Annotated in this window: 16 protein-coding genes and 1 pseudogene; 9 read left to right on the top strand and 8 right to left on the bottom strand. The window is 65.3% G+C overall.

What is annotated here, in order from left to right; genetic code table 11:
• The first annotated feature begins 1 nt into the window (after position 1).
• The 6 genes and pseudogenes from Q1Y33_RS07270 (at position 2) to Q1Y33_RS07245 (ending at position 6,030) form a co-directional block, all read left to right on the top strand.
• Positions 2 to 1,282, top strand: a complete 1,281-nt coding sequence (locus Q1Y33_RS07270; RefSeq protein WP_300799080.1) for a TolC family protein — start codon at positions 2 to 4, stop codon at positions 1,280 to 1,282.
• Positions 1,279 to 2,172, top strand: coding sequence for an HlyD family efflux transporter periplasmic adaptor subunit (locus tag Q1Y33_RS07265; protein WP_300799079.1), 894 nt, complete (start codon positions 1,279 to 1,281; stop codon positions 2,170 to 2,172). Before Q1Y33_RS07270 ends, Q1Y33_RS07265 begins: the two co-directional genes overlap by 4 nt.
• A gap of 5 nt (positions 2,173 to 2,177) precedes the next feature.
• Positions 2,178 to 3,095 (top strand): ABC transporter ATP-binding protein, encoded by a 918-nt coding sequence (locus tag Q1Y33_RS07260; RefSeq protein WP_300799078.1) that lies wholly within the window; start codon positions 2,178 to 2,180, stop codon positions 3,093 to 3,095.
• A gap of 1 nt (position 3,096) precedes the next feature.
• Positions 3,097 to 3,828: pseudogene (locus Q1Y33_RS07255) on the top strand (ABC transporter ATP-binding protein); the annotation flags it as partial.
• Position 3,829: 1 nt separating this feature from the next.
• The gene (locus Q1Y33_RS07250) at positions 3,830 to 4,924 is read left to right on the top strand and encodes an ABC transporter permease (protein ID WP_300799076.1); all 1,095 of its coding nucleotides are present in this window, start codon (positions 3,830 to 3,832) and stop codon (positions 4,922 to 4,924) included.
• 2 nt (positions 4,925 to 4,926) lie between these two features.
• Entirely contained in the window at positions 4,927 to 6,030 is a 1,104-nt protein-coding gene (locus Q1Y33_RS07245) for an ABC transporter permease (RefSeq protein ID WP_300799075.1), read from the top strand.
• 10 nt (positions 6,031 to 6,040) lie between these two features.
• Here Q1Y33_RS07245 and Q1Y33_RS07240 read toward each other — a convergent pair whose 3' ends face one another.
• From Q1Y33_RS07240 to Q1Y33_RS07215, 6 genes are all read right to left on the bottom strand, one after another.
• Entirely contained in the window at positions 6,041 to 6,835 is a 795-nt protein-coding gene (locus Q1Y33_RS07240; RefSeq protein WP_300799074.1) for a LytTR family DNA-binding domain-containing protein, read from the bottom strand.
• The gene (locus Q1Y33_RS07235; protein WP_300799073.1) at positions 6,832 to 7,881 is read right to left on the bottom strand and encodes a histidine kinase; all 1,050 of its coding nucleotides are present in this window, start codon (positions 7,879 to 7,881) and stop codon (positions 6,832 to 6,834) included. Before Q1Y33_RS07235 ends, Q1Y33_RS07240 begins: the two co-directional genes overlap by 4 nt.
• Before the next feature lie 84 nt (positions 7,882 to 7,965).
• The gene (locus tag Q1Y33_RS07230) at positions 7,966 to 9,186 is read right to left on the bottom strand and encodes an ABC transporter permease (RefSeq protein ID WP_300799072.1); all 1,221 of its coding nucleotides are present in this window, start codon (positions 9,184 to 9,186) and stop codon (positions 7,966 to 7,968) included.
• A gap of 3 nt (positions 9,187 to 9,189) precedes the next feature.
• Positions 9,190 to 9,948: an ABC transporter ATP-binding protein gene (locus Q1Y33_RS07225; RefSeq protein WP_300799071.1), complete on the bottom strand. Its 759-nt coding sequence runs from the start codon at positions 9,946 to 9,948 to the stop codon at positions 9,190 to 9,192.
• A 2-nt stretch (positions 9,949 to 9,950) separates the two neighbouring features.
• Positions 9,951 to 11,138, bottom strand: a complete 1,188-nt coding sequence (locus Q1Y33_RS07220) for an efflux RND transporter periplasmic adaptor subunit (protein WP_300799070.1) — start codon at positions 11,136 to 11,138, stop codon at positions 9,951 to 9,953.
• A gap of 32 nt (positions 11,139 to 11,170) precedes the next feature.
• Positions 11,171 to 12,610 (bottom strand): TolC family protein, encoded by a 1,440-nt coding sequence (locus Q1Y33_RS07215; protein WP_300799069.1) that lies wholly within the window; start codon positions 12,608 to 12,610, stop codon positions 11,171 to 11,173.
• A gap of 213 nt (positions 12,611 to 12,823) precedes the next feature.
• Here Q1Y33_RS07215 and Q1Y33_RS07210 point away from each other — a divergent pair, with 213 nt between their 5' ends.
• The 3 genes from Q1Y33_RS07210 to Q1Y33_RS07200 all read left to right on the top strand — a co-directional run bounded on the left by Q1Y33_RS07210 (position 12,824) and on the right by Q1Y33_RS07200 (position 15,978).
• The gene (locus Q1Y33_RS07210; protein WP_300799068.1) at positions 12,824 to 13,549 is read left to right on the top strand and encodes a response regulator transcription factor; all 726 of its coding nucleotides are present in this window, start codon (positions 12,824 to 12,826) and stop codon (positions 13,547 to 13,549) included.
• An 83-nt stretch (positions 13,550 to 13,632) separates the two neighbouring features.
• On the top strand, positions 13,633 to 14,862 hold the full coding sequence (locus Q1Y33_RS07205) for a carboxypeptidase-like regulatory domain-containing protein (protein ID WP_300799067.1): 1,230 nt from the start codon (positions 13,633 to 13,635) through the stop codon (positions 14,860 to 14,862).
• 96 nt (positions 14,863 to 14,958) lie between these two features.
• Entirely contained in the window at positions 14,959 to 15,978 is a 1,020-nt protein-coding gene (locus Q1Y33_RS07200) for a TonB-dependent receptor (RefSeq protein WP_363322804.1), read from the top strand.
• An 88-nt stretch (positions 15,979 to 16,066) separates the two neighbouring features.
• Here Q1Y33_RS07200 and Q1Y33_RS07195 read toward each other — a convergent pair whose 3' ends face one another.
• Both Q1Y33_RS07195 and Q1Y33_RS07190 read right to left on the bottom strand, forming a co-directional pair.
• The gene (locus Q1Y33_RS07195; protein WP_300799066.1) at positions 16,067 to 18,634 is read right to left on the bottom strand and encodes a TonB-dependent receptor; all 2,568 of its coding nucleotides are present in this window, start codon (positions 18,632 to 18,634) and stop codon (positions 16,067 to 16,069) included.
• A gap of 13 nt (positions 18,635 to 18,647) precedes the next feature.
• Positions 18,648 to 19,511 carry a GLPGLI family protein gene (locus Q1Y33_RS07190; RefSeq protein WP_300799065.1) on the bottom strand — a complete coding sequence of 288 codons (864 nt, stop codon included), beginning with the start codon at positions 19,509 to 19,511 and terminating at the stop codon, positions 18,648 to 18,650.
• Positions 19,512 to 19,630 lie beyond the last annotated feature (119 nt).

The following is a 19,630-nucleotide window of genomic DNA, read 5'->3' as shown; positions in this document are numbered from 1 at the left end:
CATGAAACGACTGATCCTGCTTGTGGCGGCTCTGGCCGCCTTGTTTCCGGTCCGCGCCCAGCTGACGCTCGACGAGTGTCGCCGTCTGGCGCGCGAACACTACCCTGCGATCCGGCAGTACGACCTGATCCGCCGCACGGCGGCCTATGACATTTCGAATGCCCGGCGCGCCTGCCTTCCGGCGCTGACGCTCGGGGCGCAGGCCACGTGGCAGACCGATGCCCCCAATTTTCCCGATGCGCTGACCGGCATGCTCGCTCAACAGGGCGTGACGATTCCCGGTATGCACCGCGACCAGTACCGCCTGCAGCTGGAACTTTCGCAGACGCTCTGGGACGGTGGCAAGTCTGCGGCGGACCGCCTGCTCGCCGAGGCGGAGGCCGCAGAGCAGAGCCGCGCCACGGATGTCGACCTCTATGCCCTTGAGGGGCGCGTGACGGAGCTCTATTTCGGCATCCTGCTGCTCGACGAACGGCTGGCGCAGGCGGACCTGACGATCGGCCTGCTGCGCAGCAACCTCGACAAGGTCCGCGCCCTGCAGCGCGGCGGTGTGGCGATGCAGAGCGATGCCGATGCCGTCGAGGCCGAACTTCTTGCCGCCGGACAGCAGCGGGGGCAGATCGAGGCCGCGCGCGACAGCTACCGCCGCATGCTCGCCCTCTTCATCGGGCGGGAGCTCGGCGACGAGGTGCTGGAGCGTCCGGATGCGGCGGAACCCGCCGCCGTGGAACCGGTCCGGCCCGAACTGGCCTGGTTCGATGCCCGTGCGGAGCTGCTGACGGCGCGCGAACGGCAGGTGAAGGTCGCCACGCGGCCCCGTTTCGGGCTCTTTGCGCAGGGGTACTACGGATATCCCGGGCTGGACTACATGCAGGGCATGATGACGGGCGACTGGTCGTGGAACGCCCTGATCGGGGTGCGGATGTCGTGGAACATCGGCGGTTACTACACGCGGCGCAATACGCTCGGCAAATTGCGGACAGCTCGACGGCAGATTGAGGTGCAGCGGGATATTTTCCTCTTCAACAACCGGTTGGAATCAACCGAAGAGAGCGGGGAGATCGCGCGTCTGCGCCGTGCACTGGCCGATGACGACCGCATCGTGCAGCTGCGCCGCGCCGTGCGCGAAGCCGCCGAGTCGAAACTCCGCAACGGCGTGATCGACACGAACGACCTGCTGCGGACGATCACCGGCGAGGATGCCGCGGCAGCGGCGCGTGCGGCCCGGGAGATTGAGTTGCTCAAGGCGATTTATGAACTGAAACATACGATGAACCGATGAAACGAATCTTGATTTGCGGAACATTCGCGCTGCTGGCCGCGGCCTGCGGGCGCGGTACGGATTTCGATGCGGCGGGGACGTTCGAGGCGACGGAGGTGGTCGTCTCGGCCGAAGCGTCGGGACGCATCTGCCGCTTCGATGTCGGGGAGGGCGACCTGCTGACGGCCGGTGAGCTTGTGGGCGAGATCGACACCGTGCAGCTCCACCTTCGGAAACTACAGCTGGAACGCCAGCTGGCCTCGCTGCTGAACTCGCGTCCCGATGTGGCGCGGCAGGCGGCCTCGCTGCGTGAACAGATCGCCAAGCAGCAGACCGAGCGCCGCCGCGTGGAACAGCTCCTGCGGGACGGTGCCGCCACGGCGAAGCAGCTGGACGATATCGACGCGCAGCTGCGCGTGCTGGAGAGCCAGCTCGAGGCCGCCCTCTCGACGCTCTATAAAAACTCGGCCTCGATCGACGAGAATGCCGCGGCCCTCGGATTGCAGATTGCGCAGGTCGAGGACCTGCTCTCCAAGAGCCGCATCGTCTCGCCCGTGGCGGGGACCGTGCTGGCCAAGTATGCCGAGGCGGGAGAACTGGCCTCGGTGGGGCGTCCGCTGATGTGCGTGGCCGACCTGTCGCGTCTCTTCCTGCGGGCCTACTTCACCTCGGACCGGCTGGCCGGTCTGAAACTCGGGCAGGAGGTGACCGTAACGGCCGACTTCGGCGGCGGGGCGCGGTACGACTACCCCGGACGTGTCGTGTGGATCGCGTCGGAGAGCGAATTTACGCCCAAGAACATCCAGACGCGCGATACGCGCGCCAATCTGGTCTACGCCGTGAAGATCGCCGTCGAAAACGACGGCCGGCTCAAGCTGGGTCTGTACGGCGAGGTGAAACTTCCGCGTTGAGTGCCATGCCGAAGAGTCATGCCATAGAGGTGCGGGGGCTGACCCGGCGTTATGGGACGCTGACGGCGCTCGATGCCGTCTCGTTCGATGTGGCGCGCGGCGAGCTCTTCGGGCTGATCGGTCCCGACGGCGCGGGCAAGACGACGCTCTTCCGGCTGCTTGCGACGCTGCTCGTGCCCGATGCCGGTACGGCGTCGGTCGACGGATGCGACATCGTGCGCGACAGCCGCCGCATCCGCGAACGCGTGGGCTACATGCCGGGGCGCTTCTCGCTCTACCCCGATCTTTCGGTCGAGGAGAACCTCGCCTTCTTCGCTGCCCTGTTCGGGGTCAACGTGCGCGACAACTACGACCTCGTCGCCCCGATCTACCGCCGCCTTGAGCCCTTCCGCACGCGCCGTGCGGGCAAGCTCTCGGGCGGCATGAAACAGAAGCTGGCCCTCTGCTGCGCCCTGATCCACCGTCCCTCGGTGCTTTTTCTCGACGAACCGACGACGGGCGTCGATGCCGTGTCGCGCAGCGAGTTCTGGGAGCTGCTTGCCGGACTGAAAAGCCGCGGCATCACGATCCTCGTCTCGACGCCCTACATGGACGAGGCGCAGCGCTGCGACCGCATCGCGCTCGTCGACCGGGGCCGCCTGCTCGGCATCGACACACCGCAGGGGATCGTCGGCCGCTTCGACGGGAGACTCTATGCGCTTTCGGGACCGGAGATGTACAGGCTGCTGTGTGCTGCGCGCCGCATGCCGGGGGTCGGCGAGTGCTACCCCTTCGGGTCGGTGCACCATCTGGTCGCCGAGGAGGGATTCGATCCCGCGGCCTTCCTCCGGCAGCTGGCCGGCGAGGGCTTCCCGGACGTGCGCCTCGGGGGCGCGGAGCCCGGAATCGAGGATGTCTTCATGAAACTCATGCGCCATGAATGATCCGATCATATCCGTCCGCGAATTGAGCAAGCATTTCGGCGATTTCGTCGCCGTGGACCGCATCACGTTCGACGTCGCCCGCGGGGAGATTTTCGGCTTCCTCGGGGCCAACGGCGCAGGCAAGACCACGGCGATGCGGATGCTCTGCGGGTTGAGCCGTCCGACGTCGGGCGGCGGCACGGTCGCGGGCTTCGACATCGCGACGCAGGGCGAGTGCATCAAGCGCCGCATCGGCTACATGAGCCAGCGTTTTTCGCTCTACGACGACCTGACCGTCTGGGAGAATATCCGTCTCTATGCCGGCATCTACGGGCTGACGCGCGGCCGCATGCTGCGCCGTGCCGCCGCACTCCTCTCGCGGCTCGACTTCCGCGCCGAGCGCCGCACGCTCGTGGGTTCGCTGCCCCTGGGCTGGAAACAGAAACTGGCCTTCTCGGTGGCGACGCTCCACGAGCCCGAGGTGGTCTTTCTCGACGAACCGACGGGCGGCGTCGATCCCGTGACGCGGCGCCAGTTCTGGGAGCTGATCTACGAGGCCGCCGAAGCGGGGACGACGCTCTTCGTGACGACGCATTACATGGACGAGGCGGAGTACTGTTCGCGCGTGTCGGTCATGGTCGACGGCCGCATCCGCGCGCTCGGCGCTCCCGCCGCATTGAAGGAACAATTCGCCGCGGAGTCGATGGACGAGCTCTTCCGCATCCTGGCCCGTGACGCCAAACGCAGTGAGTGATATGGGAGGTTTTCTGTCGTTCGTCCGCAAGGAGACGCTGCATATCCTGCGCGACCGCCGCACGATGCTCATCGTGTTGGGCATTCCCGTCGTGCAGCTGCTCCTCTTCGGCTTCGCCCTCTCGACCGAGGTGCGCAACCTCGATGTGGCCGTCGCGGCCCCGCATCGCACGGAGCATCTCCGGCAGCAGGTCCGGCGGATCGCCGCGAATCCGCAGTTCACGTTCCGCGGCTATGTTGCGCCCGACGCCGTCGACGACGTGCTGCGCCGCGGCGAGGCGGATGTCGTGGTGCTCTTCGCCGCGGATTACGACCGCACGATGGCCCGTGCGGCCGCGGGCGGGGAGGTGCGGCCCGCCGTGCAGCTGGTCTTCGACGCCTCGAATCCCAATGTCGCGGCAGCCGGGGCCGGGTACGTGCAGCGTGTCCTTGCGGCCGGGGCCGGAAGCTCCGCATGGATGCCCGACGTGCACCTGATGTACAATCCCCGCATGGACAGCGCCTACAACTTCGTGCCGGGGATCATGGGGCTGATTTTCATCCTGATCTGTGCGATGATGACCTCGGTGTCGATCGTGCGCGAGAAGGAGACTGGTACGATGGAGGTGCTGCTCGTCTCGCCCGTGCGGCCCCTGCGCATCATCCTCGCCAAGATGGTCCCCTACCTGGCCCTCTCGTGCATCAACCTGATGACGATCCTGCTGCTGGCGCACTTTGCCCTCGACGTCCCGATGTCGGGGTCGATCGCGGCGCTGCTCGGCATCTCGCTGCTCTACATCGTGCTGGCGCTGGCTCTCGGTCTCTTCTTCTCGACCGTGGCCCGCACGCAGGTCGTGGCGATGCTCCTTTCGGGCATGGTGCTCATGCTCCCCGTCATCCTGCTCTCGGGCATGGCCTTCCCGATCGAGAACATGCCCGCGGTGCTCCGCCCCCTCACGTGCATCATCCCGGCCCGCTGGTACATCGCGGCCATGCGCAAACTGATGATCGAAGGCCTGCCCTTCGGCGCCGTGCTGAAGGAGACGGCGGTCCTGCTGGCGATGGCCGCCGTGCTGATCGCCGTGGCTCTCAAGAAATTCAAGGACAGACTCGAATGACCATGCGTACACTGCTTATCCTGCTCGACAAGGAGTTCCGGCAGTTCTTCCGGAACGCGTTTCTTCCGAAGCTCGCCCTGGGCTTCCCGCTGATGGTCATGCTCCTCACGCCGTGGGTCACGACGATGGACGTGCGGCAGGTCGGCGTGGTGACCGTGGACGGCGACCGCTCGAGCGCCTCGCGGCGGCTCGCCGCGAAGATCGGGGCCTCCGACTCCTTCCAGTTTGCCGGGACGGTCGACACCTATGCCGCGGCGCTCGGCATGCTGGAGAAGGGCGACGCCGACGTCATCGTCGAGGTACCGGACGGATTCGGCGAGTCGCTCCTTGCAGGACAGCCCGAAAGCGTGCGGATCACGGCCAACGGCGTGAATGCCCTGAAGGGGAGCCTCGGGGCGCAGTATGCCGTGCAGGTCGTCGTGCAGACCGTGGCCGAACTCGCCGGAGAGCACGGCCGGAGAGCCGGAGCGGAGCTCGTCGTTGTCGAAAACCGCTACAACCCGACGCTCGACTACCGCCATTACATGATTCCGGCGCTGATGATCATGCTGCTCATCCTGCTGTGCGGCTTTCTCCCGGCGCTCAACCTCGTCAGCGAGAAGGAGACCGGGACGATCGAGCAGATCAACGTGACGCCCGTCAACCGTTATGTCTTCACGCTGGCCAAGCTCATCCCCTACTGGATCGTCGGGCTCGTCGCCCTGACGCTGGCCATGCTGCTCGCCTGGGCCGTCTACGGGCTCGTGCCCGCGGGGTCTCCCGCGACGATCCTGCTGGCGGCCGTGCTCTTCGTCCTTACGATGTCCGGAATCGGGGTCGTCGTCGCCAACTACTCCGCGACGATGCAGCAGGCGATGTTCGTCATGTTCTTCATCGTGATGCTCTTTGTGCTGATGAGCGGCCTGATTACCCCCGTGGCCTCGATGCCCGCATGGGCACAGGGTATCACGCGCCTGCTGCCGCCCCGCTACTTCATCGGGATCATGCAGGCGGTCTATCTCAAGGGTACGGCGTGCCCGGAACTCGGCGCGGATATGCTGGCATTGGGACTTTTTGCCGTTGTGGCCGACCTGCTGGCCGCCCTCACCTACCGCAAGCGCGAATAGCGTCGCCGGATCACTCTCCCTGCGGCAGCAGGGCGTGGCGCGAGAGAAAGTCGAAGAAGGACTGGCGGCAGCTCTCCGCGATGGGAATGTACTCCTTGCCGAAGACGATGCGGTTGCGCTCGATGGTGCGGATCTTCGCCGGCTGCACGATGTAGGAGCGGTGTACGCGGAAGAAACGGTCGGCGGGCAGCTGCTCCTCGAGCGACTTGAGGCTCATGAGCGAGAGCACCGGGCGCGGCTCCCCTTCGAGATGGATTTTCACGTAGTCCTTCAGCCCCTCGATGTAGAGAATCCCGTCCAGCGGAATCTGCTGCAGGCGGTATTCGGTCCTGACGAAGATGCTCCGCAGTCCGGAGGCGCCCGGTCCGGACGTCTGTCCGTCGGGCGGCCCGGCAGCTGCGGTAGCCGGTGCGGCGCTCTGTCCGGCACTTTCGGCGCGGCGCTTGATCTCGAACCATTCGAGGGCCTTGCGGGCCGCCGTGAGGAAGTCGCTGTAGCTGATCGGCTTGAGCAGGTAGTCGATGGCCCGCACGCGGAAGCCCTCGACGGCGTAGCTGTCGAAGGCCGTGGTGAAGATGACGCGCGTCTCGGCGGGGAGCATGCGCGTGAGTTCCATGCCGTTCAGCCCCGGCATCTGGATGTCGCAGAAGAGCACCTCGACGGGATGTTCGCACAGCGTTTCGAAGGCGGCCGTGCCGCTCCCGAACGAGCCGCACAGCTCCAGAAAGGGGGTCTTGCGGACGTATCCCTCCATCAGTTCGACGGCCAGCGGCTCGTCGTCGATTATGGCGCAGGTCAGTTTCATGGCTCTTTCAGTCGGATGGTGAGCAGCGCCTGGTAATCCGCGTCGCCCAGCTGTCCGTATTCGAACGTGTAGCGGCCCGGATAGATCATTTCGAGGCGCTTTTGCAGGTTTTTCAGCCCGATGCCCGAGCCGCTGCGGTCCGCGGCGTTCTTCGGAAAGCAGCTGTTGCGGATGCGGCAGATCAGCTGCCCTTCGATCTCGTTCAGTTCGATGGTGATGTAGGAGGGTTTCTCGTTGCTCACGCCGTGCTTGAAGGCGTTTTCCACGAGCGAGATGAAGAGCAGCGGCGCGACGGGCGTATCGGACGGCGCTTCGGGCAGCGAGACGTAGATGCGCACGTGGCGCGGCTGGCGGATGCGCATCAGCGAGATGTAGTCGCGCAGGAAGTCCACCTCGGCGCGCAGCGGGACCGTCGGGCGGCTGCTGTCGTAGAGCACGTAGCGCAGCAGACGGCTCAAGTCGTGGACCACGCTCTGCGCCTTCTCGCTGTCGAGCTGGATGAGCGAGTAGATGTTGTTGAGCGTGTTGAACAGGAAATGGGGGTTCAGCTGGCTCTTGAGGTTCTGCAGCTCGGCCTCGGTGCGGCTGCGCTCCAGTTCGCGGCGGGCCGTTTCGGCACGGTACCAGCCGCTTGTCATGCGGATGGCGACGCCCACGCCCACAACCAGCATGTAGAGCAGGGCGTTTCCGGTGAAGAAGCGCAGCGAATCCTGCCACGGCCGCGCCACGGGCGGACGGAACGAGTCGGGCGGCAGCACATGGCGGAAGAGCAGGTGCACGCCGACCATGACCGCGCCGATGAGCAGCAGGTTCCAGCCCAGAAACCGGCCGATGCGCCGCGAGGTGAGGTAGCGGTCGATCAGCAGCAGGTAGTTCGTGTAGAAGACCACCATGAACGAGAGGGGCACGACGAGGAAGCGTCCGTACTCCGGGCCGCTCATCAGCGGCCGGTGGGGATTGGTCACGAAGAGCGGCATGCCGAAGATCACGGCCCAGATCGTGAGGTGGATGAGCCACCCGGTGTATTTCGATTGCAGTGCGGTCATAATGCAAAGATACAAAAAATTTATCGGGCTGAAGCGCGGAACCGGCCCGGTGACCCTGCGATATTCCGCTGCCCGTGAATCCGGTTATTCGTAGCGGATCGCCTCGATCGGGTCGAGCATGGCGGCCTTCTGTGCGGGATACCAGCCGAAGAAGACCCCCGTGAGGGTGCAGACGGCGAACGAGAGGAAGACGCTCCACGGCTGGATGTAGATCGGGAACGCCGCGATGATGTTGACCGCGACGGCTGCGCCGATGCCCAGCACGACGCCGATCAGACCGCCCGTGACGCTGATGAGGATCGACTCGATGAGGAACTGTGCGAGGATGTCGCGCCCCTTGGCGCCGATCGACATGCGCAGTCCGATCTCGCGCGTGCGCTCCGTCACGGAGACGTACATGATGTTCATGATGCCGATGCCGCCCACCAGCAGTGAGATGCCCGCCACGGCCGCCAGCAGCACGGTCATCATGTCGGTCGTCGAGGTGAGCATCGAGGTCATCTCCTGCTGCGAGCGGATCGAGAAGTCGTCCTCGTCCGTCGGCTTGAGCCGGTGGTTCTCGCGCAGGATCGTCGTGATCTCGTCGATGGCCTGGTCGGTATAGGCCTCGGTCAGCGCCGAGCAGACGATCTCCTGCAGGTGCGTGATGGCCAGGATGCGTTTCTGCACCGTGGTGTAGGGGGCGATGATCAGGTCGTCCTGGTCCATGCCCATGCTGTTGTAGCCCTTGCTCTCGAGCACCCCGACGATGCGGAACGGGATCGTCCCGAAGCGGATCACCCGCCCCACGGGGTTCTCGCCGTCGGGGAAGAGCTCCTCGACGACCGTCTGCCCCACGAGGCACACCTTGGCCGCCGTGCGGATGTCCTGCTCCGAGAAACTGTCGCCGTCGGCGATGCGGTAGCGGCGGATCTCCAGGTAGTCGAGATTCACGCCGTAGACCGTCGTCGGGGTGTTGTTCGACCCATAGACGGCCTGTCCGGCGCTGTTGACCGCCGGCGAGACGTAGGTGACGTAGCGCGTCTTGGTCTGGATGTCCTCGAGGTCCTGGAGCTTGAGCGACTCCATGTCGTCGGCGCTCAACTGCACGCCGCCGCGCCGGTCGCCGCCCGGATGGATCATGATCATGTTCGAACCCATCTCGCTGATCTCGGCCTGGATGCTGCGCTTCGAGCCCTGCCCGATGGCCAGCATCGTGATGACCGACGCCACGCCGATGATGATGCCCAGCATCGTCAGGAAACCCCGCAGCTTGTTGTTGCTCAACGCCTTGACGGCGATTTTGAAAAGATTGGCGAAATTCATGGTCTACTCCTCCTGTCTGGGCAGCCGCGCCAGCGCGTCGGCCGCACTCAATATGTGATCGTTGCGCCGGTCGTCCGTGATGCGGCCGTCGCGCAGGGTGATGTTGCGGCTGCTGTACTGGGCGATCTCGGGGTTGTGCGTCACGAAGATGATCGTGCGCCCCGCGGCGTGCAGCTGCTGGAAGAGCACGAGCACCTCGAAGCTCGTGCGCGTGTCGAGGTTGCCCGTCGCCTCGTCGGCGAGGATCACCGCCGGGTCGTTCACCAGCGCCCGGGCGATGGCCACGCGCTGCATCTGTCCGCCCGACATCTGGTTGCTGCGGTGCAGCAGCCGGTCGCCCAGCCCCACGGCCTTCAGCGCCTCGACGGCCCGTTCGCGCCGCTCGGCGGCCGAGCATTGCGGATTGTACATCAGCGGCAGCTCGACGTTCTCGACGGCCGTGGTCTTCGGCAGCAGGTTGTAGTTCTGGAAGACGAAGCCGATCTTGCGGTTGCGCAGCGTGGCCCGCTGGTTCTTGTCCATCGTGCGCACGGAGATGCCGTCGAGGTAGTACTCCCCTGCCGTCGGCGTGTCGAGGCACCCGAGCGTGTTGAGCAGCGTCGACTTGCCCGATCCCGACGTGCCCATGATCGTGACGAACTCCCCCTCGCGGATCGTGAACGACACGCCGCGCAGCGCATGCACCGTCTCGTCACCGACGCGGAAGTCGCGCCGGATGTTTTCGAGGCGGATGACCTCTTTGGCCTGAACGTCCGTCTGCATGGCTATTTCTTTTTGTTGCCGCCCGGAGGCGTCGGCATGAAGGGGCTGCGCTCGGCGGTCGGCATCTGCTCGACGGAGGCCGTCGATGTCATGGCAACGGCCACCTCTTCGCCGTCGGTCAGGCCGTCGAGAATCTCCGTGCGGTCGCCGCTCGTCGCACCGGTCGTCACGTAGCGCGGCGTGAGCGTTCCGCCGCTGCGGACCCACACCTCGCGCTTCCCGGCAACGGCCGGCATCGAATCCGTCGCAAGGGTCAGGTCAATCTCGGCGAGCAGCCTGGCATCGGGAACGAACCGCAGCGCCTTGGTCGGTACCGAGAGAGCGTTCTCCTTTTCGAGCGTGAAGATTGTGACGTTGGCCGTCAGCCCGGGTTTGAGCTTCAGGTCGGGGTTGTAGGCCGTGATGACCACCTCGTAGGTCACGACGCTCGATTCGGTCGTCGCCTCGAGCCGCACCTGCTCGACCGTTCCCTCGAACGTGTCGTCGGGATAGGCGTCCACGGTGAACTGCACGCGCTGTCCGTCGGCCACCTGCCCGATGTCGGCCTCGTCGACGTCGGCGATGACACGCATCTGCGTCAGGTCGTTGGCGATGGTGAAGAGCGTCGGGGTTTCGAAGCCCGCGGCCACGGTCTGACCCTCCTCGACGGCCCGGCTGATGACCACGCCGTCGATGGGCGACGTGATGGTCGCGTAGTCGAGGTTCTGCTTCACCTTGACGATCGCCGCCTGCGACTGCTCGTAGGCGCTGCGGGCCTTCTCATAGAGGTAGAGCGCTTCGTCGTACTCCTGGTCGCTGACGAGCTCCTTTTCGTAGAGCGTTTTTGTCCGGGCGTAGTTCTTCGACTGGTATTCGTATTCGGTCTTGCAGCTTGCCAGCTCGGCTTCGGACGACTTGAGTTCGGCCTGAAGCGTCACCTTGTCCATCTCGGCGATCAACTGCCCGGCCTTCACGACGTCGTTGTAGTCGACGTAGAGCCGGTCGATGATGCCCGAGACCTGCGTACCGACCTCCACTTCGGTGACGGGTTCCACGGTGCCGGTCGCCGTCACCGAATTGCTGATCGCGATGCGCTCCGCGGGTGCGGTCTCCAGTGCGATGTCCTCCCGCTTCGACGGGCGCAGCACCACCCAGAGCACAACGGCGGCAAAGAGGATGTATGCCGCGATGAGCACGTTCTTTCGTTTCATGATTGTTTATGCGTCGTTTGATTGTTCGCGTGTCAGATCGCCGATACGGGCCTGCCCCGGTAGATGTCGAGCAGCGCCATGTTGAGCAGCGCGACGTATTTCGCCTGCAGGACCTCCATCCGGGCCGACGAAAGTTCGTTCTGCGCCGTGATGAGCTCGACCGTGTTCTTCATGCCGACGCGGAACTGCTCGTCGGTCAGGTCGTAGCTCTCCTGTGCGTAGCGGCGCTTCTCGACGGCAGCCGTGTACTGCGACTGGGCCGATACCGCGTCGAGATAGGCCGTCTCGACCTCGCGCAGCAGCGTCTTTTCGAGATTGAGCCGTTCGAGCCGGCTGTTCGTGGCGGCGATGCGCGCCTTGTTCACGGCCGTGCGGTTGCGGCGGTTCGAGAAGATCGGGATGTTGAGCGACAGCCCGACGTTCTCGTTAAAGCGGTTCCACACCTGCGACCCGCTCTCGAACGAGCCGCCCGACATGTGTCCGGTGCCGATGCCCGCCGTAAGGGAAACGGACGGAAGGAACCCTGCGCGCGCCTGCCTGACTTCCAGCTCTGCTGCTTCGATGGAGAGGTCACCCCGTCGGATTTCGGGCATGACATCCAGTGCCGATGCGTAGATTTCGGTTTTTGGGGGCAGAGCCAGCACCACCTTATCCTCATCTGCGGCAGGCGCGGCAAGTTCCATTTCGTCCGTTATGTCGAGTTCGAGCAGCTGCTTGAGCTGCAATTTGTAGTTGTCGAGTGTCGTGCGGGCCACGACGACCTGGTATTCGTCGCTCACGTGCTGGCTTTCGATCTGGGCGAAGTCGACCTTGCTGATCGACCCCGTCTGCCACATCTCGCGGGCCCGGTCGCGCTGTGCCCGCGACACTTCGGCCGTGCCGGCGGCGATCTCCACCGCCTCGGAGGCGTAGAGCGCCTGCATGTAGGCCTCGACGATGGCCAGCCGGATGTCGATCTCGGCCTCCTCGACCGTCAGTGCGTCGATGCGGTTCTGAAGCTGCTGCTGGCGGACGGCCGTGCGGAGCTTCCCGCCCTGATAGAGCACCAGATCGGCATTGAGGCCGTAGGTCCCCGTGTAGCTGTTGTTGTCGGAGACGTTCGACGAGGGGTAGTTCGTGAAGGCCTGCGTCGTCGAGGCTGCGAGCGACGGCAGCAGTGCGGCTTTTGCCTCTTTCGTATCCTCCACGCCCGAAAGGTAGTCGTTGCGGCTCTGTTGCAGCTGGATGTTGTTCTCCAGCGCATAGTCCAGACACTCCTGCAGCGTCCAGCCCTTCACGGCTGGCCGCTCGTCCGTCGCCTGCCGCTGCGGCGATGCCGCCATGGCTGCGGGCTCCGTCGTTTCGGGCTCCTGCACGGTCACCTCGACGGGCGTCAGCCCCGTTTGCTGCGGGATGGCGGTCTCCTGTGCTGCGGCGGTGCCCCATGCGAGCCAGGCGGCGCATCCGATCCATCCTATCTGTTTTGTCCTCATCGGTTTCCTCGGTTTTGCTGGTGCAAATGTAGCAGGCGCCTCCCGCCCGTGCAATCCTAATAGACGAATTGCCCGATCCCGTCGACGAACCGCCCCGTGCGGCAGACGAATGCGATGGATTGTCGGTATTCCGTGAGGAATTGTGGAGTGAATTCCGAGATTAATAGTATATTTGTATTACCTTGTCCTATGCAGGCGATTCAGAAATAATACATGGAGCTGCTCTCCGCGCAGCAGTTCTGCAGGGAGGAGCTCGACTACGGCCGGCTGGAACGGCATGTCGGGCTGTTGTCCTCGTCGCCCCTCTTTGCCGGGAGCGCCCTTTCGATCTTCGACCTCTGCCGGCGCGAGCATGTCTACGAATCGGACTACCACAAGACGCTCTTCAGTACGCCGCAGGAGGGCTATACGGGCGTGCGGATTCATCCCGACGACCTGTTTGCGGTCGCGAAGAACGGCGTGGCCGGCATACGGCATGTCTTCCTGCACGAAAAGCAGCGCCGCGACGTCCGCCGCTACAAGCTCATCCGCGAATACCGGGCGCTGGTGCAGGGCTCCTACCGGCGGATTACCGAGGAGATGCAGGTGCTCGAGACCGACAGCCGCGGCAACGTCTGGCTGGTGTTGAGCATCGTCAACCTTTCGCCGAACCAGCTGCCGCCCTGGCAGGTGGTCTCGCAGCTGATCGACACCCGGAGCGGGGATTGCTTCTCTCCGCCGGACGACTTCTTCGACCGCGACGAAATCCTCTCGCCGCGCGAGGTGCAGGTCCTGCGGCTGATCGAACGGGGTGCATTGAGCAAGGAGATTGCCGACGAACTCCATATCAGCGTCCATACGGTCAACACGCACCGGCAGCGCATCCTCTCCAAGCTCCGCGTGAGCAACTCCATCGAGGCGATCAAGTACGCCCGGATTCTCGGACTGCTGGAGGCGTAGCCTCCGATTACTGATTAATCAGTATTGCCGGGCCCGGCTCTGGCGGCTAATTTTGTGTCGGTTGCAAACCTGCAAATGATGCCATGATGAAGATCGCTTCCCTGCTTCTTTTCCTGCTGCCGCTTCCCCTGCTGCTGTGCGGCCAGGCTCTCCCCTCCGCGCAGACCCTGCGGGGTGTCGTCTCCGAGCGGAGCGGCGGCCGTCCCGTCCCCTATGCCACGGTCGTGCTGGCCGGTGTGCAGCCTGCGGTCGGTACGGTGACCGATTCGCTGGGCCGCTTTGCCCTGACGGGCGTTCCCGTCGGGCGCTGCGACGTCGAGGTCTCCTGCCTGGGCTATGAACCCGTATTGCTCAAGGAGATTCTCGTCGGCTCGTCCAAGGAGGTTGTCCTGCATGTCCGCCTGCAGGAGAGCCTGATTGCCGTGGGCGAGGTCGTCGTCCGCCCCACCGTCGACAAGACCCAGCCGCTGAACAGCATGGCCCTGGCCGGCGGACGCATGTTGAGCGTCGAGGAGGCGAGCCGCTATGCGGGCGGCATGGACGATCCGGCGCGGCTGGTCTCCTCGTTTGCCGGGGTTGCCTCGACGGTGGGCAACAACGGCATCGTCGTGCGCGGCAATGCCCCGAAGTTCCTGCAGTGGCGCATGGAGGGGGTCGAGATTCCCAATCCGAACCATTTTGCCGAGGTCACGACCTTCGGGGGCGGCGGCCTCACGGCCTTGAGCAGCCAGGTGCTCGGCAACTCCGATTTCTACACCGGGGCCTTCCCGGCCGAGTACGGCAATGCCCTCTCGGGGGTCTTCGACATCTATCTGCGCAACGGCAACGACACGCGCCGCGAACATACCTTCCAGCTGGGGGCGCTCGGCATCGACGTCGCTTCGGAGGGGCCTTTTTCGAAGCGTTACGATGGCTCCTACCTCTTCAACTACCGCTATTCGACCCTCGCGCTGCTCACGCCCCTGCTGCCCGAGGATGCCGACGGTACGAGCTATCAGGACCTCTCGTTCAAGCTGCACTTCCCGACACGGCATGCGGGCGACTTTTCGCTGTGGGGCGTCGGGCTGATCGACCGTTCGGGCACCGTGGCCGAGACCGACCCCGCGAAGTGGGCCTATGATCAGGACATGGAGAATCAGGACGTGCGGCAGTACATGGGTGCGGCGGGGCTCGGACACCGGCTCCGCATCGGACGCGCCGCCTCGCTCCGCTCGACGCTGGCCGTGACCGTCAGCGGGCTGGACATGCACACCGAGCGGATGACCGACGAGGCGGTTCCCCTGCCGCAGAACGTCATCCGCAATACGGACTGAAATTTCGTCTGCTCGACGGCGCTCCAGAGCCGCCTGGGCGAGCGCCACACGAACCGCACGGGCATCCGGCTGACGGGGCTGCGCTACGACCAGTTCATGCAGGACGCCCCGGCACGCGACGGAGAGTTGCAGACGCTGACCGACGAGACGGGCATGAGCGCCCTGCTGGCCTTCTATACGACTTCGGTCGTGCGGCTGTCGCCGCGCTGGGAGGTGGGCGCAGGGCTTCATGCGCAGTGGTTCACGCTCAACGGCCGTTGGACGCTGGAGCCGCGCGTGAGCGTGAAGTGGCAGGCTGCGCCCGACCACTCGCTGGCACTGGCCTACGGCCTGCACAGCCGGCTGGAGATGCTGAACTACTACTTTACGCAGGTCGACGGCGAGCGGGTCAACCGCGACCTCGGCTTCACGAAGGCCCACCATCTGTCGCTTGCCTGGGACTGGCAGATGGGCACGGACCGCCACCTGCGGGTCGAACCCTACGTCCAGTACCTCTACGACGTGCCGGTCATTCCGGGAACGACCTTCTCGTTCATCAACCTGCAGGGCGGTGACGACTGGTTTCTCGCCGAGCGGCTGTCCAACGCCGGGCGGGGGCTGAACTACGGCGTGGACATCACCTTCGAGCGCTTCATGTCGCGCGGATTCTACTACCTGGCGACCGCTTCGCTCTTCGATGCGCGCTACCGCACGGCCGGCGGGGCGTGGTACGACACGCGTTACAACCGCCATTACGTCCTGAACCTGCTGGCGGGCAAGGAGTGGATGCTGGGGCGCAGCCGCCGCAATCCGCTGGGTATCAGCGGTCGGGTGACCCTTCAGGGCGGCGAGCGTTATTCGCCCGTCGATCCGGAGGCCTCGGCGGCGCGCCGCGAGGCGGTGTACGACGAGAGCCGCCCCTTCACCCGGCGGCTGGAGCCCGCGCTGCTGGCGCACCTGACCGTCAGCTACCGGATCAACCGCCGGCGCGTGGCCCACGAATTTGCGCTGAAGGTACTCAATCTGACGGGTTACAAGGACTATTACGGCCACCGTTACAACTACCTCACCGGGCAGGTGGAGCCCGAACGCGAGGCGAACATCATTCCCAACATCAGTTACCGGATCGAATTCTGACGCCGCAACGGCTGTGTTGCAACGCGCACGGGGCAGGCCCACAGCCTGCCCCGTGCGCATTGTGCCGAGATGGACAGCCGGGCGGCGGTCAGAAGCGCCAGGTGGCGCCGAGGTAGAGGTCGCGCGGGCGGATCGTGTAGCGGCACGACGAGGAGCTCAAGGCGTCGAAGAGCGTGTAGGCGTAGGCCGTTTCGCCGAGCAGGTTCGCCGCCGTGGCCGAAAGTTCCCAGCGTTCGCCGATCTTCCAGCTTACCGACGCGTCGGCCAGAAGCAGGTGCTTGGACTGTGTGTCGGAGAGCTGTGTGTAGTAGTGCTCGCCCGTCAGGCGGATGACGAGGCGTTCGGTCGGCGAGAGGCTGACGGTCAGCCGCTGGTCGGCGGCGTGGCGGGCCGAGGCGCCCGAGCCCTCGATCTTCAGCTGCGTGTAGCGGTAGTTGAGCCGGTATTCGGCGTTGATCCAGCGGGCGAAGCGGAAGTTGATGCGCGGCGAGAGGTCGAGCGTCCGGTTGCGGTACGGCATGCGGCTCCCCTCCTGCAGCATCTGCGCATCGGCGTTCATGAAGGCGGCATCGAGCCCCGCCTGCCCGTGCAGGGCGTCGAGGTTCTTGCTGATGCCCGCCGAGAGTTGCCACGACGTGACGCTGTTCGTCTGCTCCGTCCAGCCGCCGACGAGGTAGTCGCCCTCGAAGCGCTGTGTGGCGAGCAGCGGCAGGCGGCTCCGGCTGCCCCACGCCAGGAGGTAGGCGAACAGGCCGTTCAGCGGGTTCTTGTAGTTGGCTGCCGCGGAGAAGGTGGTGTGCCACGCCTGCTCGAGCGACGAGGTGCCCGCGGAGAGCGTGCGGTAGTCGCGCAGCAGCACGCAGGGATAGATCCGGCCGTCGTCCGGCGCCGCCTGCCCCGTCGATGCCGAGGCCGAGAGAGCCCAGTAGGCCGAGACCTCCCAGCGGGCAATGATCCGACTGTCCCAGACGGGCAGGTCGGCCTGCCGCTGCCCGGACCGGTAGTGGCGCCACGTTGCGGGGAGTTCGCACATAAGGCGCAGGCGCGGCGTGCGGAACGTGACGGCGGGCTGCACGTAGAGCCCGATGTATCCGAAGCGGGCATCGCCGTGCGCTGCATCCGTTGTGACGCCCGTCAGCGTGCTTTCGAAGTCGCGCAGCAGGCCCGCAACGCCCCCTTTGAGGCGGAACGACCAGCGGCGGCCGGCCTGCACGTCCCAGGCGGCGTTGTGGTTCATGCGCAGCAGGCCGACATCGAGCGTCTGCCGTTGTGCGGAGCCCTCGCGCACGACGTCCAGCTGCTGCGGCTGCGTGAGCCACAGCATGTTCGAGGTGACGGTCATCGCGTGGCGTCCCGTGCGGCGGATGTAGTCCAGATCGTTCTCCACACGGAAGGCGGGCGCCGCACTCTGCTGCCGGTTGGGGTAGCTGCCCGAGACGAGGGAGCGGAAGTCGCTCCAGACAAGGTCGGCCGCGAGCCGCTCGCGCAGGTAGACCTGCTCGGTGTTGGCCTGCAACCGTACCTGCGCCGTGACCTGGCGGTTGCGCAGCCGGGCCTGCTCGCCGAGCTCCTCGATGCGCTCGCCGTCGCTCAGGTAGCGGACCGTGCGGGCCGCGTAGTCCGACTGCGTGCGGTCGGCGGCGCAGGCGACGTGGGCGCTCAACTGGTAGTCGTCGGAGAGTTTCCAGAGGTTGTCCGCACTGGCCGCGAGCGAGCGGTTCATCCGCGTGCGCCGGTCGTCGAGCGGCGCCTCGGAGAGCCCCGTCGAGAACCACTCGGGCGTCGCGTAGCGGTTGGCGTCGCCGTTGAGCAGGTCGTCGACGCTCAACTGCCGCAGCTCGGCCGTCGGGTCGCCGCCCGTGTTCTCGCCCTTGACGTTGTACATCGACTGGCTGCCCGAGGCGATGCGCATGGCGAAGGCTGAGCCGTTCCAGAGCGCCTCGTCGGTCGAGGCGCCTGCCGCGGCGCGCAGCGTGCCGGTCCAGTGTGCCCGGGCCTGCTTCTTCAGGCGGAGGTTCAGCGCCGCACGGTCGCTGTAGATCATGTCGCGCAGGGCCTTGATCGGCTGGTGGTTCTCCATCACCTCGACGCTCGCCACATCCTGCGGGGCGATGTTGTTCGTCGCCAGAGAGTAGCGGCCGTCGAGCATGTCCAGCCCGTCGATGTAGAAGCGGTTGATCGCCTGGCCGTTGTAGCGGATTTCGCCCGTCTTTTCGACCTCGATGCCGGGCATCTTGCGCAGTACGTCGGCGATCGTGCGGTCCTGCGCCTCGGTGAAGCTCGCGACGTTGTAGCTTACCGTGTCGCCCCGCAGCGTGAGGCGCGGTGCGCGGATATCGACCTCGCGGATGGCCAGCGGCGCAGCCGTCATGGCGATTTCGAGCGGCGTGGCGGCCGCGACCGACTGCCGGCGGTAGCCCATCGTCGAGACCTCGATGCGGGCGACGTGCCGCCCCGCACGCGGCGTCAGGCGGTAGGTGCCGTCTGCTCCCGAGGTCGTATAGCCCGCCTGCCGGCCCGTGCTGTCGGCCGCCAGCACGATGGCTCCGGCGATGGGACGTCCGTCCGCGGCATCCACGACCCGGCCCGTCAGCTCCTGTGCCGATGCCGTGACGGAAATTCCCAGCAGGACAATGAGAAATGCAATCCACTTCATGCGACGCTGCGGGTTATTCGAGTTCGATCGGGTTGTAGCCGCGCACGAGGTCGCCCGGATTGAGGGGCGTGCCGTCCTCGTTCTTGACGGTCATCCGCACGTTGGAGTTGCCCGTGAGATAACCGACCGGATCGGTCATTATCTTCTGCTTGAGCTCGCTGTATTTTTTACGGCTGGTTTTCATGTAGTTGCGCTTGGTCATGCGGATGGGCTCGACGCGCTGTTCCACGCCCGTGGCTTCCAGGTCGAGCACCCCGGCATCGTCCTTCACGGCAAGGATCAGCCCCGGCAGCCCGCCGAACTTCCACGGCCCGCCGCTCACGGCAATTTCGGGGGCGTACCACGCCTCGTAGTTGCGGCCGCGGAAGGTGCAGGTGGCCCGGCGGCAGGCATAGCCGAGGATCGTCCGCTCGCCGTCCGTAAGTTCCCAACCGCAGTCGGGCAGCGGCTCGGTGTAGAGCAGGTGGTCCATGCCGATCTGGTCGGTGTGGGTCAGCCGGCCGGCCGCCTGGTCGCGGAAGAGGATGTCCTTCACGCCGCCGTGGAAACTTCCGAGGTTGGCCATCACCTGCTCGGGCGGCGTGACGCGCACGAGCGAGTCGGTCTGCCAGGTCTTGTAGGAGTAGCATTTCGTGACGTTGTGCCCGACCTGGAGCAGCAGGAGGTCTTCCATCGGGTCGTCGTTTTCGGGCCGCTGATGGTAGAGCATGCGGTAGCTGACGACAAAGCGCGTCGTGTCGAGCACGTCGCCGGGCTGCTCGACCGTATCGAAGGTCGTGACGCCGTCGGTCGTATAGGAAACAATGGTCTGCTGCGCCTGTACCGCGCAGATCGAGGCCGCAAGGGCGGCCAGGGTGATGACAAAGATTTTTTTCATGGTGTATATCGGTTTTTGTTCCGATGACAAAGGTCGCACGAAATCCGGCAGGCGATGGTTAACGCTCCGTTAACGAATGTTAAATAGTCTTAACGCCGTCGACCGTGGCGTTTTTATGC

Origin of the sequence: uncultured Alistipes sp. (assembly GCF_949296715.1) — a bacterium.
In the GTDB taxonomy this organism is placed as follows: Bacteria; Bacteroidota; Bacteroidia; order Bacteroidales; family Rikenellaceae; genus Alistipes.
This window is presented reverse-complemented; position numbering and strand designations above follow the sequence as displayed.